The sequence below is a fragment of the Streptomyces sp. DF42 genome, assembly GCF_058267695.1.
In genome coordinates this window covers 659,913-675,077 of record NZ_CM177859.1, presented here as the reverse complement: position 1 = coordinate 675,077, position 15,165 = coordinate 659,913, and the positions used below count along the sequence as shown (strand labels likewise).

Sequence of the window (15,165 nt, the reverse complement as noted above, 5' to 3'; positions counted from 1 at the left end):
TGCGCTCGAATGCTTGATTCTGCTCGAAAACTCGCTATATCTTGCAGGAACAATCAAGTCATGGGAACCAAGGAAACCAATCAGGCCAGGGGTCAGGGCAAGGGAGGGTCCGGCATGACGCATGTCGAGGACGAGCTGAAGAGCCAGCCCGAGTGCTGGATACGGGCCGCGTCGGAGGCGGCCCGGCACGGCGGGGCGCTTCCGGTGCCGGGTGAGCGGGTCGCGATCGTCGGGTGCGGCACCTCGTACTTCATGGCGCAGGCGGTCGCCGCACTGCGCGAGAGCGCCGGGCAGGGTGAGACGGACGCCTTCGCCGCCTCCGAGTTCCCCCACGGCCGCGCCTACGACCGTGTCCTGGCCCTCACCCGCTCCGGCACCACCACCGAAGTCCTCGAACTACTCGGCCAGTTGAAGGGGCGCACACGGACGACCGCGATCACCGCCGACCCGGACACACCGGTCATGGCCGCCGCCGGCGACGTCGTCGTGCTGGACTTCGCCGACGAACGGTCCGTCGTTCAGACGCGGTTCGCGACCACCGCCCTGACCCTGCTGCGCGCCCATCTCGGCCTCCACACCGACGCCGTCGTCGACGACGCCCGCACCGCCCTGGCGACCCCGTTGCCCGAAGGACTCGTCGCCTGCACGCAGTTCACCTTCCTGGGCCGGGGCTGGACGGTCGGCCTGGCCAACGAGGCCGGGCTGAAGATGCGCGAGGCCTCCCTCGCCTGGACCGAGGCCTACCCGGCGATGGAGTACCGGCACGGCCCCATCAGCATCACCACCCAGGGCACAGCGGCCTGGATGCTCGGCGAGGCCCCTGAGGGCCTGCCCGAACAGGTGCGCGCCACCGGTGGGTTGTGGGTGGCCGACGGGCTCGACCCGCTCGCCGGACTGGTCCGCGCCCAGCGCCTCGCGGTCGCCGTCGCCGCGGCCCGCGGCCTCGACCCGGACCGGCCCCGCCACCTCACCCGCTCGGTGATCCTCGCCCCCTGACATACCGGAAGGGATTGACCGTGCCCCTCGTCACCACCGGCGAACTCGTCACCCGGGCCGGCGCCGAGCACTCCGCCGTCGCCGCCTTCAACATCATCACCCTGGAACACGTCGAGGCCGTCATCGCCGGCGCCGAGTCGGCCGAGGCCCCCGTCGTCCTCCAAGTCAGCGAGAACGCCGTCAAGTTCCGCTACGGCCGACTGCTCCCGCTCGCCCGCGCGGCCGTCGCCGCCGCCGAACGCGCCACTGTGCCCGTCGCGTTGCACCTCGACCACGTCCAGAGCGACGATCTGCTGCGCCAGGCCGCGGACGCCGGGTTCAGCTCCGTGATGTACGACGCGGCCCGCCTGCCCTATGACCGGAACCTCGCCGCGACCTGCGCCGCCGTCGACTGGGCACACGCCCAAGGCCTCTGGATCGAGGCCGAGTTGGGACAGATCGGCGGCAAGGCGGGGCCCGGCGGGCGGGAGAATTGTGCCGCGCCCCCGCTGGACGCCCACGCCCCCGGCGCCCGCACCGACCCCGCCGAGGCCCGCGCCTTCGTCGCCGCCTCCGGGGTGAACGCCCTCGCCGTGGCCATCGGCAGCACGCACGCCATGACCACCCGCACCGCCACCCTCGACCACGGCCTCCTCAAGCGGCTGGCCGCCGCCCTGGACGTGCCCCTCGTCCTGCACGGCTCCTCCGGAGTGCCGGACGAGGAACTGGCCGCGGCGGTCGCGGGCGGCATCGCCAAGGTGAACGTCGGCACCGCCCTCAACATCGCCATGACCGGCGCGATCCGCGACTTCCTCGCCGCCCATCCCGAGGCGGTCGACTCGCGCAAGTACCTGAGCGTGGGGAGGGAGGCGATGGTGCGGGCGGTGACCGGAATCATCCGGACCGTTGGCCGCCCACCGGCGTGATCACTCCTTGACGGCCTTCAGGACCACGAACTTCGGGTCACTCGCGACCAGTTGACTGTTGCCGAAGGCCTTGCGCAACTTGACGTGGTAGCCGAGGTGCCGGTTGCCGATCACCCACAGCTCGCCGCCGGGCCGCAGCACACGCCGCGCCCCGGTGAACATCCGCCAGGCCGTCGTGTCCGTCGTCGCCTGGTGCGAGTGGAACGGCGGATTGTTGAGCACGAGGTCGACACTGCCGTCCGGCACCCCGGTCAGCCCGTCCCCGACCCGGAACTCCGCGATCCCCCGCACCCCGTTCGCCTGGTACGTCGCCTCCGCCGAGGCCACGGCCTGGAACGACTCGTCCACGAACAGCACCTCGGCCGTCGGATCGGCCACCGCCACCGCCGTACCCACCACCCCGTTGCCGCAGCCCAGGTCCACCACCCGCCGGTCGGGGCGTGCGGCCGGCAGATGCTGCAGGAAGAAGCGGGTGCCGATGTCGAGCCGGTCGGCACAGAACACACCCGCGTGGTTGACCACGGTGCGCCCCGAGGCCGGGCCGACACCGCCGGGCAGGGCGTAGCTGTACGGCCACGGGTTCGCGGGGCGCGCAAGCGACGCGTCCGGCCTGCAGAAGACGAGCCGGGCCTTCTTCTCCGCCAGAGAGGTGCGGGTCGGTCCCAGGATCCGCTCGAAGAGCTGCAGCGTCGAGGTGTGGATCTCCTTCACCATGCCGGTGCCGACGACCACCGTCCCCTCGTGCACCGCCGGTGCCAGCCGCAGCAACTGGTCCTCCAGCAGCGCGAGACTCTTGGGCACCCGCACCAGGAGGACGTCGACGCGGTCGGGCGGCGGGTCCTGGGTGGTGAGCAGCCGCACGGCACCGGTCGCGACGCCGGCCCGCGCCAGGTTCGCCCGCGTCGCCTCCTGCGCCAGGAACGAGTCGGTGATCTGCACGGGCCCCTGCGCCGCGAGCGCGGTGGCCAGAGCGCCCCAGCGGTCACCCAGGACCACGACCGTGCCGGACAGCGGGACCTGCTCGTCTGCCAGGTGCCTGAGCAGGTAGGCGTCGGAGGCGTCCCAGGCGCGCAGCCTCTCGCGCGGGTCCTCGGGGAAACGGGCCAGCGCGAACTCGCCCCACGGCGTCGTCATACGGTCGTCCATCGTGCCTCAAGGCTAGCCGAGCCCCAGCTCAGAACCCGTCGCGCGGCCCGTCGGGCAGGATGGGGCGCATGGATGCCGAGCTGTTCCCCAGGGCTCGTGAGGAGATCGCGCCGGGCGCGGTGCATGTGCCGGACTGGCTGGACGCGGGGCGGCAGCGGGAGCTGCTGGACGCGTGCCGGGCCTGGGCCCGGCCACCGGCCGGCCTGCGTACCGTCCGCACACCGGGCGGCGGCACGATGACCGCACGCCAGGTCTGCCTGGGCCGGCACTGGTATCCGTACGGCTATGCCGACACGGTCGTGGACGGTGACGGTGCTCCGGTGAAGCCGTTTCCGGGGTGGCTGGACGAGCTGGGGCGGCAGGCGGTTGCCGACGCGCTGGGGACGCCGCCTGCGGTGGCACGTGACGTACCACCGGCAGGGGCAGGGGCAGGGGCAGGGGCAGGGGTAGAGGCACCGACATGGGTTCCGTATGACATAGCACTGATCAATTTCTACGATGGCGACGCCCGCATGGGCATGCACCGCGACAGCGACGAGACGTCGGACGCGCCCGTGGTGTCCCTGAGCCTCGGCGACACCTGCGTCTTCCGTTTCGGCAACACCGAGACCCGCACCAAGCCCTACACGGACGTCGAACTGCGCAGCGGCGACCTGTTCGTGTTCGGTGGCCCGTCCCGGCTCGCGTACCACGGCGTTCCCCGGGTGCACGCGGGCACCGCACCGCCCGAGTTGGGACTGACCGGACGTCTGAACATCACGCTCCGGATCAGCGGCCTGTAGGCCGGGGAATGCGCGGATCATGGGAGACTCGCCCTCATGAGCGGCAAGGCGGACCCCCGGCCGACGGGGGAAGGAACCACCTCGAGGGCGCGGCTGGACCGGGGGCGCGGCGCGCTCGGGCCCGCGTTGGAGCTCGTGCACACCGGACGCGCGCCCACCCGGGCCGTGCTCACCGCCGAACTCGGCGTCACCCGGGCCACGGCCGGCGCGGTCGCCGCCGAACTGGAAGCGCTCGGGCTGATCCGCGTCGACGCCCGGCCCGGAGCGGCGGCCGGCTCGCAGGGCAGGCCCTCGCACCGGCTCGCGGTCGCCGCTGACGGCCCGGTCGTCCTCGCGGCGCAGGTGCACGCCGACGGGTTCCGGGCGGCGCTGGTCGGCCTGGGCGGCAGCATCGTCGCCACGGCGCCCGGCTGCGAGACCGTCGACGCCGACCCGGCGAAGGTCCTCGGCTCGGTCGTGGAAGCGGGCGCCGAGCTGCTGCGTTCGACGGGAAGGCACTGCGTCGGTGCCGGACTCGCCGTACCGTCCGCGGTCGCCGAGCCGGACGGCCTGGCCCTCAACCCCCTGCACCTGGCGTGGCCCGTGGGCGCGCCCGTACGCCGGATCTTCGCGGAGTGCGTGCGCGAGGCCGGGATCACTGGTCCCGCCTTCGCCGGCAACGACGTCAACCTCGCCGCCCTCGCCGAGCACCGGCACGGGGCGGGCCGCGGCGCCCGGGACCTGCTGTGCGTGGCCACCGGCCACCGCGGGGTGGGCGGCGCGCTGGTGCTCGACGGCCGCCTGCACACGGGCAGTTCGGGCCTCGCCCTGGAGGTCGGCCACCTCACCGTCAACCCCGAGGGCCGCCCCTGCCACTGCGGCAGCCGCGGCTGCCTCGACGTGGAGGCCGATCCGCTGGCGCTGCTCACGGCGGCCGGCCGCGAGCCGGGCCCCGAGGTCTCGCTCCTCCAGCAGGCCATCGACCTGATCCGCAACCACTACGACGACCCGTCGATCCGCACGGCCACCGAGGCCCTCATCGACCGCCTCGGCCTCGGTCTCGCCGGCCTGGTGAACATCCTCAACCCCGACCGCATCATCCTCGGCGGTCTCCACGGCACGCTCCTCGACGCCGACCCCGACCGGCTGCGCGCCGTGGTCGCCGACCGCAGTCTGTGGGGTCAGAGCGGCGGCGTCCCCATCCTGGCCTGCACCCTCGACCACAACAGCCTTGTCGGTGCGGCCGAGTTGGCGTGGCAGCCGGTGCTGGACGATCCGCTGGGGGCACTGACCTGAGGGTCAGCCGTCCTCGGCTGTCCTCCTTGGCCGGCTCCAGGAGGCGCCCGATCGCCGTCGCCGTCGAGGAGGCACCGCTGGGCGAGCGCCTGGCCCGGTTCGGCATGCTCGCCATGGGCGCCGACAGCCACACCCTGACCCGGAGCGTGTACGTCACCGAGCACACCGTGCAGGACCATCTGAGTCCGTCTTCGCGCGGACGGGCACGCACAACCGCCGAACCTGCTCGCTCGCCCGCGCACTGGGGGCGTGAGCCCCACGGCGCTAGGCTCCGGAGCATGCGGATCTCCGTCTCCTCGGACATGGACGAACCCGTGGCGCGCTCGCTCGTCGCGGAACTGGGCAGGCGCGGCCACGAGGTGGTGGCCCACGGGGCGCTGAGCCCCGGCGACGACCCCCAGTGGGCCGCGTGCTCGGAGGCCGCGGCCCGCGAGGTCGCCACGGGGACCGCGGCCCAGGCGGTCGTGTGCTGCTGGACCGGCACGGGGGCCTCCATCGCCGCGAACAAGGTGCCCGGCGTACGGGCCGCCCTGTGCACCGACGCGTACACGGCGGACGGAGCCCGCCGCTGGAACGACGCCAACGTGCTGGCGCTCAGCCTGCGCCTGACGTCCGAGCCGCTGCTCAAGGAGATCCTCGACGCCTGGTTCGCGGCCGAGGCCAGTGAGGACCCCGAGGACCGCCGGAACGTGCGGCGCGTGGGGCAACTCGACCTCGGCAGGAACACCGACTGACCGGGCGCGCCGTCGCCCAAGCGGCCGGCGACCACCTCTTGCTTACTCCAATAAAGGCGCTTTAGTTTAGTCAGCATGATGGTGACCCAGCGGGAGCGCGAGATCATCGCGTTGCTGCGCCGCGACCCGCTCGCCGGGCCGCAGGCGATCGCCGACGCCCTCGGCACCACCCGGGCCGCGGTGAACGTTCACCTGTCCAACCTGGGCAAGAAGGGTGCCATCCTCGGCCGCGGCTACATCCTCCGCGAGGAGAACGCGGTCGTGGTCGTCGGCGGAGCCAACGTCGACGTGAAGGTACGCAGCCTGGCACCCGTACGGCAGCGGACGAGCAATCCGGGGCGGGCCGGCACCACCGCGGGCGGCGTGGGCCGCAACATCGCGGAGAACTTGGCGCGGCTGGGCACCCCGACGCATCTCATCGCCGCCGTCGGCCGGGACCCGGCGGGCGAGCGCCTGCTCGCGGAGACCGCGGCGGCAGGCGTACGCCTCGACCACGTGCACCGCGGTGCCCATCCGACCGGGACCTACACGGCGGTCCTGGACGCCGACGGGGACCTGGTCGTCGCGGTGGCGGACATGGCCGCCACCGAAGCACTGGCGCCGGAGGACCTGCACCCGGCGCGTGAACTGATCGCCCACGCCGACATGCTGGTCCTGGACGGGAATCTGCCGGCCGGGGTGCTGGCCCACGCGATGGACGTCGCACGGACCGCCGACGTACCGGTGGTGATGGACCCGGTCAGTGCCCCCAAGGCAGCCCTGCTCGCTCCGCTGCTCACCGCCCGTCGGCCGCTCTTCGCGCTCACACCGAACCTCGACGAACTCCGGGCCCTCCTCGGCCACCCCGTCGGCGACAGCGAGGCCGAGGTGACGGCGGCCGCCGCCACCCTGCACGCGCGCGGCGTGCGGCACGTGTGGGTACGGCTCGGGGCGCGCGGCAGTGTCCTGAGCACCGCGGGCGGGGACGCGACGTTCCTGACCGCGCCGCCCGCGGAGGTCGCGGACGTCACCGGCGCCGGGGACGCGATGCTCGCCGCTTTCGTCCACGCGCTGCTGGCGGGCGGCGGGCCGCTGGACGCCGCCCGCTACGGGCACGCCGCCGCAGCCCTGACGGTCGCGAGCCCGGCGACCGTACGCCCCGACCTGACCCCACGCCTGATCGAGGACACACTGACCGGCCCACTGACGAAACCGACCGGCCGTGCCGCCCCGACCGCTGGGGCCACCGGGGCCGGCCCGTCCGCCTCGACCGTCCCGAACGGCCCGGACGCCGCGGCCGGCTCGGGCGACCTCACGGACGCGTCGGCCCAACCGAGCCGAACGGTCTGACCGACCGACCCGACTGACGCGTGCGGCTGCCTGACAGGCATGAACCCCCCGGGCCCCGAAGCCCTGGGCCCGAAACCCCCCGGCCACCCCCCGCCCCCTGAACGACCAGATGCGGAGCCAGAGATGACCACGCCCACCCCAACCCCCGCCCCGATGCCCGCGACCGCGGCCCCGCATCCGCGCCTGGTGCTGACCGACGAGGTCCGCGAGGCGCTGCGCGACGGGCGTCCCGTCGTGGCGCTGGAGTCGACGATCATCAGCCACGGCATGCCGTATCCGCAGAACGTGGAGATGGCCGTCGAGGTCGAGCAGATCATCCGCGACGGCGGTGCCGTCCCCGCGACGATCGCCGTCCTGCACGGCCGGCCCCGCATCGGGCTGACGCCCGCGGACCTGGAGCTCCTCGCGACCGCGCCGGACGTCACCAAGGCCAGCGTCCGTGACCTCGCGTACGTCGTCGCGCGCGGCACCCACGGCGCGACGACCGTCGCGGCGACCATGCGGCTGGCGGCCCTCGCGGGCATCCGCACCTTCGTCACCGGCGGCATCGGCGGGGTGCACCGGGGCGCCCCGACGACGTTCGACATCAGCGCCGACCTGACGGAACTGGCAGCGACGGGCGTCGCGGTGATCAGCGCGGGCGTCAAGAGCATCCTCGACATCGGCCTGACCCTGGAGACCCTGGAAACCCTCGGCGTCCCGGTCCTGACCTACGGCACGGACGAGTTCCCGGCGTTCTACTCGCGCCGCAGCGGCTTCACCTCGCCCATGCGCGTGGACTCCCCGGCCGAGATCGCCGCCGTGATGCACGCCCGCTGGGACCTCGGCATTCCCGGCGGTCTCAGCATCGCCAACCCGGTGCCCGAGGACGAGGAGGTGCCGGCCGAGCGCATGGACGGCGTCATCTCCCAGGCCCTGGCGGAGATGGACAAGGCCGGCATCACCGGCAAGGACACCACCCCGTACCTCCTCGGCCGGATCGTCGAACTCACCGGCGGCGAGAGCCTGCGCACCAACATCGCGCTGGTCAAGAACAACGCCCGGCTCGGCGCCCGGATCGCCGTCGAATACGCCAAGCCCTGATGCGTGCGAGGCCGTTGAGAGGGCAATACGGTCAGTGCCACTCCACCGCGAACGCCAGGGCGGGGTTCGCCGTGAAGATGCGGTCCACCAGGTCCTCGCCCAGCACCAGCGCCAGCCGTGGCCGAACCCGGCGCAGCAGGTACGGCATCCCGGGCCCGCCGTCCACCGACCGCGCCCCGGCGACCACGGTGTCCCCACCGAGCAGCAGCCGATGCCCGAACCCTGCCTCGGCGAGCGCCCGTACGGCGTCCGGCATGCGCCAGTCGGTGGCGTGATGGGCGCGGGACGGGCCGTCGAACGCCAGCCAGCAGCCCGCCTCCGCGGCCTGGCGCTGCACGGTGAAGTCGGGGGAGCGGTTGAGGTGGCCGAGGATCACACGGTGCGGCGGGACGCCCAACTCGCCGCACAGCAGGTCCAGTACGTCGAGTGCGCCCGTGCCCAGCTCCAGGTGGACGGCGATCGGCGCGCCCGTCGCGTGGTGGGCCTCGGCCGCGGCCGTCATCGTCCACCGTGCGTGCGCGTCGAGCGAGTGGAAGCCGCCCGCCACCTTGACGAGACCGGCCCGGACGCCCGATGTGCCGATTCCCTCGGTGAGTTCGGAGACGAACACGTCGGCGAGTCTGCCGCGCAGCTCGCCGAGCAACTGCGGGATGCAGTGGGCGGCTTGGTGCAGTCCCGTCGCGCAGACCACGTGCACGCCGGCCGCCCGGGACAGCAGCGGCAGGTCCGCGGCGCGCCGCCCCATCCCGACGGGGGTCCACTGCACGACGCTCGCCCCGCCCGCCGCACGGAACGCCTCCAGCTCGGCCCGCGCGGCGGTGGCGTCGTTCAGCTCCTGGCCCGGCAGCTGCGGGCTGCTGATGAAGAGATGGTCGTGCGCGTCGCAGACGCCCAGCTCCTCGGGCCGCATGTCGCCCAGCACCGTACGGACGCTGCTCACCACTGCTGTCCGCGCGGCAACCGGTCACGCCCCGGCGCCGACATGTGCAGCACCTCGAACACGTCACCGTCGGCCTTCGGTGCGTCGTGCGCCCACAGCGAGAAGTGCACCAGCTCCCAGCGGCGGGAGTCCACGGCCGCCGCCGCGAGCACCGCGCCGTCCTCGCCGGCCAGCCGCTCGGTCTCCTGCACCGCGTCCGCCATGACTCCGGCCAACTCCACGCCCTCCGGCACCGGTTGGCGCCGCCGCACCGCGAACCGCGCCGGGAGGCCGGTGCCGCCACCCTCCTCGTACGCCAGTCCCGTCCACTGTCGGACGGACGGTCGCCCGAAGTCGTTGCTCAGCCCCTGGAAGGCGCCGCCCCAGAGGAAGCTGTTCATGCCCTCCATGGTGTTCCACAGGTAGAACGGCGCGTACTGGGTGACCGGCGAGCCGTTCACCCCGCGCTCGCGCAGCAGGTACGTCTTGAAGCCGAGGCCCTCCCAGCCGTCCAGCAGATGCCCGACGCGGGCGACACGGCCGCGGATGATGCCCGTGTCGTAGTCGGCGGGCAGGGTCAGCTCGTACTGCATGGCATGCATCGGATGCCTCCTCAGGCAGGGGTGCCCTGCGAACCGTCGGCGGGGTACTCCTCCGGTCCGACGTGCGCGTCCCACTCCGTGGTGGTGCCGTCCTGGGCGGCCTCGACGACCGCGAGATGCGTCATGAAGGTGCGCGGCCCGGCACCGTGCCAGTGCCATTCCTCCGGCTCGATCCACACGGTGTCGCCGGCGCGGATCGCCTCGACGGCCCCGCCCTTTCGCTGCACCAGCCCCTCGCCCTCCAGGACGTGCAGGACCTGGCCGTGCGGATGGCGATGCCAGGCGGTGCGGGCGCCGGGCGTGAAGTGGACGTTGAACATGCGCAGTCGGGACGGGGCGGCGGGCGCGGCTATCTCGTCGAGCCACACAGAGCCCGTGAAGTTCTCCGCCGGGCCCTGCCAGGTGTCGGGACGCTTCCTGGTGATGTGCACTGACCTGAACTCCTAACGTGGGGCGAGAAGGGAGAGCAGACCCCGGACGGCGGCGTCGAAGGCGGTGGGGGAGCCGGCCGCGCGGGCGAGGACGTAACCGCCCTGGACGGTCGCCAGGACGGTGGCCGCGATCTCCTCACCGTCCAGCGTGGGCGCGAACTGCCCCTGTTCCTTGCCCTCTTCGACGATTCCCGCGATCAGCTCCCGGATCGCGTCGAGCGTCTCGTCGACCGGCGCGCGCAGCTCGGCGCTGGCGATGACGTCCGGATCCATCGTCAGCCGCCCGACGGGGCAGCCGCGCAGCACGTCACGCTCGCGCAGCAGATACGCCTCGATGCGCTCGTACGGCGTCCCCGGTCCGTCGAGTACTCCCTCGGCGGTGGCCCGCAGCTCGCCGGCCGTCCGCCGGATCGCCGCCAGCGCGAGATCCGGCTTGCCCTTGAAGTGGTGGTACATGCTGCCCTGCCCGGCGCCCGAGCGCTCCAGGATCGCCTTGGGGCTGGTGCCCACGTAACCGCGCTCCCACAGCAGCTCACGGGTGGACTGGATCAGTCGCTCCGAGGTGCTCATGCAGTCACTGTACATACTAGTAGTTACAGAAGTCGAGCTCTTTGGGAGCAGCAGAAACCGCCCTGCGTACTCCCCGGGAGGTACACGCAGTGCCGCTGGCCGTACGACGACCCGGCCCCCTTCCCGGCGGGAGTCTCGAGAGAACAACGCAAGACCCACCTGGGAGATGACTCGAGATGCAGACACTCGCGAACTGGAACGGCGGCCCCGGCCCGTGGATCCTCTTCTTCCCGCTGATCTGGGCGGCCGTCGTGATCGGCGCCGTGACTCTTCTGCGCCGCACCGTCCGGCGCGGCCGCCGTGGACCCTGGCGGCCCATGGACGATCCGCGCCCCTCCGGCGACTCGCCGCTCGCCGTGCTCGGCCGCCGCTTCGCCTCCGGCGAGATCGACGAGGACGAGTACTGGCGCCGGCTGTCCGTCCTGGACGAGCAGTTCGGCCGCAGCAAGGGCGGTGCGGCGTGACCACCACGACCGCCGTCCGTACGGCCGCCCGGGTCGTCGACGCAGTGAAGGTCTACGGCCGCGGTGACACCGAGGTGAGGGCCCTGGACGGGGTGAGCGTCGACTTCCCGGTCGGGCGCTTCACCGCGATCATGGGGCCCTCGGGCTCCGGCAAGTCCACCCTGATGCACTGCGCCGCCGGCCTGGACACGCTCAGCTCGGGTGCCGCCCACATCGGCGACGTCGACCTGGGCGGACTCGACGACCGCCACCTCACCCTCCTGCGCCGCGACCGCGTCGGCTTCGTCTTCCAGGCGTTCAACCTGGTGCCGACGCTGAGCGTCGCGGAGAACATCACGCTGCCGCTGGACCTCGCCGGCGGCAGCGGGGACCCGGAGTGGATCGAGGCGCTCATCGACGTCGTCGGCCTGCGCGACCGCCTCCACCACCGCCCCTCCGAACTCTCCGGCGGCCAGCAGCAACGCGTCGCCGTGGCCCGGGCGTTCGCCGGTCAGCCGGACGTCGTCTTCGCCGACGAGCCGACCGGCAACCTCGACTCCCGCTCGGGCGGGGAGGTCCTCGGACTGCTCGGCCGCGCCGTGCGCCGGACCGCCCGCACCGTCGTCATGGTCACCCACGACCCGGTGGCCGCCGCCCACGCCGACGAGGTCGTCTTCCTCGCCGACGGACGCCTGGTCGACCGTATGCAGTCCCCGACCGCCGACAGGGTCCTCGACCGCATGAAAGCCTTCGAGGTGCCCTCATGAACGCCGCCGTACGCCTGAGCGTGTCCTCCCTGCGCGCCCACAAACGACGCTTCGCCGGCACCTTCCTCGCCGTGTTCCTCGGCGTCGCCTTCCTGGCCGGCACCCTCGTCATGGGCGACACACTGCGCGCCAGCTTCGACAGCATGTTCGGCAACGCGACCATCGGCACCGATGCCGTCGTCCGCAGCGCGGACACGATCACCACACCCGGTGAGAGCCAGGGCGTACGGCAGCCCGTCGACACGGCCCTGGTGAGCACCCTGGAGACGGTGCCCGGTGTCGCGGCCGCCGCGCCCGACATCGAAGGCGCCGGTCAACTCGTCGGCAAGAACGGCAAGCCCATCGGCGGCCAGGGCCCGCCCACCCTCGCCGGCAACTGGATCACCGACTCCGGGCTCAACCCGTACCAGCTCGCCGAGGGCCGCGCCCCGCAGAAGTCCGGCGAGGTCGTCGTCAACCGCGGCGCCGCGAAGAAGGGCGGCCTGAAGATCGGCGACACCACCACACTCCGCACCCCGGACCCGGTCGAGGTGACGATCGTCGGCCTGGCGACCTTCGGCGGCGAGGACGGCATGGCCCAGGTGACCTTCACCGGCATGACCCGCACCGACGCCGAGAAATACCTCACCGCCAGGCCCGGCGAGGCGGCGAGCATCAAGGTGCGCGCCGGACCCGGCGTCGGTGAGAAGGAGCTCGTCGACCGGCTGACTCCCGTACTGCCCAAGGGTGTTGAGGCCATCACCGGTCAGGAGTCGGCCCAGGAGAACACCGACATGATCTCCAGCCAGTTCCTCACCGTCTTCACCACCCTCCTGCTGGTGTTCTCCGGCATCGCCCTGCTGGTCGCGACCTTCTCCATCCACAACACCTTCGCGATCGTCGTAGCCCAACGCACCCGCGAAAACGCCCTGTTGCGAGCCCTCGGTGCCTCCCGCCGCCAGGTCACCGCGACGACCCTCGTCGAGGCGAGCGCTGTGGCCGTAGCCGCTTCGGTCACGGGACTTGCCGGCGGAATCGGCATCGCGGCAGGCCTGCAGGCCCTGTTCCCCGCGATCGGATTCCCCTTCCCCGACGGCAACTTGGTGATCAGCGCCCTGTCCATGGCACTGCCGCTCGCGGTCGGCATCGTGGTCTGCCTGGGCTCCGCGCTCCTGCCCGCCGCCCGGGCCGGCCGCACCGCCCCGCTGGCCGCCCTGCGCGAGACGACCGTCGACGCCTCCGGCGCCTCCCGCACGCGTGCCGTCACCGGTATGGGCCTCGCCGCCCTCGCCGTAGCCGTGACGCTCAGCGGCGTCCTGGTCTCACCGTCCGTCTGGCTGGCGGGACTTGGCGCCGTCCTCGCCCTGGTCTCGTTCGTGGTCCTCGGCCCGGTCGCGTCCTCGACGGCCGTACGGATCCTCGGCGGCCCCCTCGACACGCTGCGCGGCGTCACCGGCTCCCTCGCCCGGCGCAACGCCCTGCGCAGCGCCAGGCGGACCGCCGCCACCGCGAGCGCCCTGATGATCGGCGTGGCCGTCGTCTCGCTGTTCACCGTCTTCGGCGCCTCACTGAAGGCGACCATGGACCAGACCGTCTCACGGTCCTTCGCCGGCGATGTCGCCGTCAGCACACCGTCGTTCGGCGCGGGCGGCAGCGGCCTGAGCCCTCGGCTCGCCGGGGCGATCCAGCAGCTGCCCGAGGTCGACACGGCCGTAGGGCTGGGACGCGGAGTCGCCGAAGTCGACGGCAAGGGACGGGCGTTGACCGTCACCGACCCGGGGGCGCTGGAGCGCACCTTCGACCTCGGAAAGGTGCAGGGCTCCCTGCGCGACCTCGGCAGCGACGGCATCGCCATCACCAGCGCGGAAGCCGACAAGCAGCACCTCACCACCGGGGCGAAGGCCCAACTCGCCTTCACGGACGGCAAGAAGCAGACCTTCACGGTCCGCGCCGTCTACGGCCGGTCCGAACTCGCCGGCGACTACCTCATCACCCGTGCCGCCTGGGCCCCGCACCGCACCCAGGACTCCGACACGCTCGTCGCCGTCTCCTTCAAGGAGGGTGTGAGCACGGACGCGGGCAAGGCATCCGTGCAACACGTCGCCGACCGCTACGGCAACCCCGAGGTGCAGACCCGCGACGAGTACGCGCAGTCCTCGGCCGGAGGCATCGACATGATGCTGACCCTCGTCTACGCCCTGCTCGCCCTCGCGGTCCTCATCGCACTGCTGGGCATCGCCAACACCCTGACCCTGGCGATCCACGAACGCACCCGCGAACTGGGTCTGCTCAGGGCCGTCGGGCAGACCCGCTCCCAGCTGCGGGCCATGGTCCGGTGGGAGTCGGTGCTCGTCGCCGCCTTCGGCACGGTCGGCGGCCTCGGCCTCGGCGCCTTCCTCGGCTGGGTATTGGTCAAGGCCTCGGACGGTGCCGGCGACAGCGCCTTCGCCTTCGCGATCCCGCCCGTGCAGCTCGTGATCGTGGCCCTGGTGGGTCTCGCGGCCGGCGCCCTCGCGGGCCTGCGTCCGGCCCGGCGGGCGGCGCGCCTGGACGTGCTGCGCGCCATCGCCACCGAGTGAGAGAGTGCGGGCAGATCACCGCCCGGTCAGCCGGCAACGGCCGACCGGGCGGGAGCGTGTGCGGGCCTTCGGCCGTCGACCGCGAGCTCGACCTCCGCGAACCGGTGCGCCGGCTTCTCGGCCGTACGACGCGGAAGGCGGGCCGGCGCCGCGACCGGAGCCGGAGCGGTGGGCAGCGTGAACCAGACGACCTTGCCCGACTCGCCGTCCGGGCGCACCCCCCAGCTCTCGCTCACCGCGGCCACCATGGCGAGTCCGCGCCCGGTGGTGGCGCCCGGCTCCACCTCCCGCACCTCGGGCAGCCGGGGGTCGTGATCGTGCACGGAGACCGTGAGCCGGTCCAGCAGCAGCTCTATCTCCACGGTGCACAGCTTGTCGGGCTGGGCATGCAGATGGACGTTGGTCAGCAACTCCGTCACACCGAGCGCGGCACGGTCGATGAGGGAGTCCATATGCCAGTAGCGCAACTGCGCAGAGACGATTCTGCGGACCTGGCCGATCCGCGACGGCAGGGCTTGCAGCTCTACCGTGCAGTGCCTGCTTGGGTGACTGATCACGGCTGCGACTCCCCGACTGAAGAGGTCCGGAAGAACACGGAAGACGGATCCAGCAGGGTGGCTGAGGG

At 72.6% G+C, this 15,165-nt stretch carries 16 protein-coding genes; 10 read left to right on the top strand and 6 right to left on the bottom strand.

Annotated elements, in window-relative coordinates; translation table 11 throughout:
- Nucleotides 1-114 precede the first annotated feature (114 nt).
- Complete coding sequence (locus ACYUED_RS03260) at nt 115-996, top strand: SIS domain-containing protein (RefSeq protein WP_491290805.1); 882 nt, start codon at nt 115-117, stop codon at nt 994-996.
- Between the two features lie 20 nt (nt 997-1,016).
- On the top strand, nt 1,017-1,901 hold the full coding sequence (locus tag ACYUED_RS03255) for a class II fructose-bisphosphate aldolase (protein WP_491290804.1): 885 nt from the start codon (nt 1,017-1,019) through the stop codon (nt 1,899-1,901).
- Here ACYUED_RS03255 and ACYUED_RS03250 read toward each other — a convergent pair whose 3' ends face one another.
- The gene (locus ACYUED_RS03250; protein ID WP_491290803.1) at nt 1,902-3,035 is read right to left on the bottom strand and encodes a methyltransferase; all 1,134 of its coding nucleotides are present in this window, start codon (nt 3,033-3,035) and stop codon (nt 1,902-1,904) included.
- Nucleotides 3,036-3,115: 80 nt separating this feature from the next.
- Here ACYUED_RS03250 and ACYUED_RS03245 point away from each other — a divergent pair, with 80 nt between their 5' ends.
- From ACYUED_RS03245 to ACYUED_RS03225, 5 genes are all read left to right on the top strand, one after another.
- Entirely contained in the window at nt 3,116-3,829 is a 714-nt protein-coding gene (locus ACYUED_RS03245) for an alpha-ketoglutarate-dependent dioxygenase AlkB family protein (protein WP_491290802.1), read from the top strand.
- 36 nt (nt 3,830-3,865) lie between these two features.
- Complete coding sequence (locus ACYUED_RS03240) at nt 3,866-5,104, top strand: ROK family protein (RefSeq protein WP_491290801.1); 1,239 nt, start codon at nt 3,866-3,868, stop codon at nt 5,102-5,104.
- A gap of 278 nt (nt 5,105-5,382) precedes the next feature.
- On the top strand, nt 5,383-5,838 hold the full coding sequence (locus ACYUED_RS03235) for an RpiB/LacA/LacB family sugar-phosphate isomerase (protein WP_491294820.1): 456 nt from the start codon (nt 5,383-5,385) through the stop codon (nt 5,836-5,838).
- 75 nt (nt 5,839-5,913) lie between these two features.
- Nucleotides 5,914-7,167 carry a carbohydrate kinase family protein gene (locus ACYUED_RS03230; protein ID WP_491290800.1) on the top strand — a complete coding sequence of 418 codons (1,254 nt, stop codon included), beginning with the start codon at nt 5,914-5,916 and terminating at the stop codon, nt 7,165-7,167.
- Nucleotides 7,168-7,290: 123 nt separating this feature from the next.
- Nucleotides 7,291-8,250 carry a pseudouridine-5'-phosphate glycosidase gene (locus ACYUED_RS03225; protein WP_491290799.1) on the top strand — a complete coding sequence of 320 codons (960 nt, stop codon included), beginning with the start codon at nt 7,291-7,293 and terminating at the stop codon, nt 8,248-8,250.
- 31 nt (nt 8,251-8,281) lie between these two features.
- Here ACYUED_RS03225 and ACYUED_RS03220 read toward each other — a convergent pair whose 3' ends face one another.
- Genes ACYUED_RS03220 through ACYUED_RS03205 form a run of 4 tightly spaced genes read right to left on the bottom strand, consistent with a single transcriptional unit; the run spans nt 8,282 to nt 10,772 of the window.
- Nucleotides 8,282-9,190, bottom strand: coding sequence for a phosphotriesterase family protein (locus tag ACYUED_RS03220; RefSeq protein ID WP_491290798.1), 909 nt, complete (start codon nt 9,188-9,190; stop codon nt 8,282-8,284).
- Nucleotides 9,187-9,771, bottom strand: coding sequence for a DUF4865 family protein (locus tag ACYUED_RS03215; protein ID WP_491290797.1), 585 nt, complete (start codon nt 9,769-9,771; stop codon nt 9,187-9,189). Before ACYUED_RS03215 ends, ACYUED_RS03220 begins: the two co-directional genes overlap by 4 nt.
- An 11-nt stretch (nt 9,772-9,782) precedes the next feature.
- Complete coding sequence (locus ACYUED_RS03210) at nt 9,783-10,202, bottom strand: (R)-mandelonitrile lyase (RefSeq protein WP_491290796.1); 420 nt, start codon at nt 10,200-10,202, stop codon at nt 9,783-9,785.
- Nucleotides 10,203-10,214: 12 nt separating this feature from the next.
- The gene (locus tag ACYUED_RS03205; RefSeq protein ID WP_491290795.1) at nt 10,215-10,772 is read right to left on the bottom strand and encodes a TetR/AcrR family transcriptional regulator; all 558 of its coding nucleotides are present in this window, start codon (nt 10,770-10,772) and stop codon (nt 10,215-10,217) included.
- Between the two features lie 176 nt (nt 10,773-10,948).
- Here ACYUED_RS03205 and ACYUED_RS03200 point away from each other — a divergent pair, with 176 nt between their 5' ends.
- The 3 genes from ACYUED_RS03200 to ACYUED_RS03190 are packed head-to-tail and all read left to right on the top strand — an operon-like array spanning nt 10,949 to nt 14,540.
- A complete protein-coding gene (locus tag ACYUED_RS03200) occupies nt 10,949-11,236 on the top strand; it encodes an SHOCT domain-containing protein (RefSeq protein ID WP_491290794.1) in 288 nt (95 codons plus the stop codon).
- On the top strand, nt 11,233-11,982 hold the full coding sequence (locus ACYUED_RS03195; protein WP_491290793.1) for an ABC transporter ATP-binding protein: 750 nt from the start codon (nt 11,233-11,235) through the stop codon (nt 11,980-11,982). The genes ACYUED_RS03200 and ACYUED_RS03195 overlap by 4 nt, the downstream gene beginning before the upstream one ends.
- A complete protein-coding gene (locus tag ACYUED_RS03190) occupies nt 11,979-14,540 on the top strand; it encodes an ABC transporter permease (protein WP_491290792.1) in 2,562 nt (853 codons plus the stop codon). The genes ACYUED_RS03195 and ACYUED_RS03190 overlap by 4 nt, the downstream gene beginning before the upstream one ends.
- Before the next feature lie 26 nt (nt 14,541-14,566).
- Here the strand turns inward: ACYUED_RS03190 and ACYUED_RS03185 are convergent, their stop codons facing one another.
- Entirely contained in the window at nt 14,567-15,097 is a 531-nt protein-coding gene (locus ACYUED_RS03185) for an ATP-binding protein (protein ID WP_491290791.1), read from the bottom strand.
- Between the last annotated feature and the right edge of the window lie 68 nt (nt 15,098-15,165).

Bases quoted from the DNA above. Each gene is read 5' to 3' on its own strand.
- ACYUED_RS03245 (WP_491290802.1), top strand. From the start codon at position 3,116: ATGGATGCCGAGCTGTTCCCCAGGGCTCGTGAGGAGATCGCGCCGGGC.
- ACYUED_RS03225 (WP_491290799.1), top strand. From the start codon at position 7,291: ATGACCACGCCCACCCCAACCCCCGCCCCGATGCCCGCGACCGCGGCC.
- ACYUED_RS03235 (WP_491294820.1), top strand. From the start codon at position 5,383: ATGCGGATCTCCGTCTCCTCGGACATGGACGAACCCGTGGCGCGCTCG.
- ACYUED_RS03230 (WP_491290800.1), top strand. From the start codon at position 5,914: ATGATGGTGACCCAGCGGGAGCGCGAGATCATCGCGTTGCTGCGCCGC.
- ACYUED_RS03260 (WP_491290805.1), top strand. From the start codon at position 115: ATGACGCATGTCGAGGACGAGCTGAAGAGCCAGCCCGAGTGCTGGATA.
- ACYUED_RS03250 (WP_491290803.1), bottom strand. From the start codon at position 3,035: ATGACGACGCCGTGGGGCGAGTTCGCGCTGGCCCGTTTCCCCGAGGAC.
- ACYUED_RS03240 (WP_491290801.1), top strand. From the start codon at position 3,866: ATGAGCGGCAAGGCGGACCCCCGGCCGACGGGGGAAGGAACCACCTCG.
- ACYUED_RS03200 (WP_491290794.1), top strand. From the start codon at position 10,949: ATGCAGACACTCGCGAACTGGAACGGCGGCCCCGGCCCGTGGATCCTC.
- ACYUED_RS03205 (WP_491290795.1), bottom strand. From the start codon at position 10,772: ATGAGCACCTCGGAGCGACTGATCCAGTCCACCCGTGAGCTGCTGTGG.
- ACYUED_RS03190 (WP_491290792.1), top strand. From the start codon at position 11,979: ATGAACGCCGCCGTACGCCTGAGCGTGTCCTCCCTGCGCGCCCACAAA.
- ACYUED_RS03215 (WP_491290797.1), bottom strand. From the start codon at position 9,771: ATGCATGCCATGCAGTACGAGCTGACCCTGCCCGCCGACTACGACACG.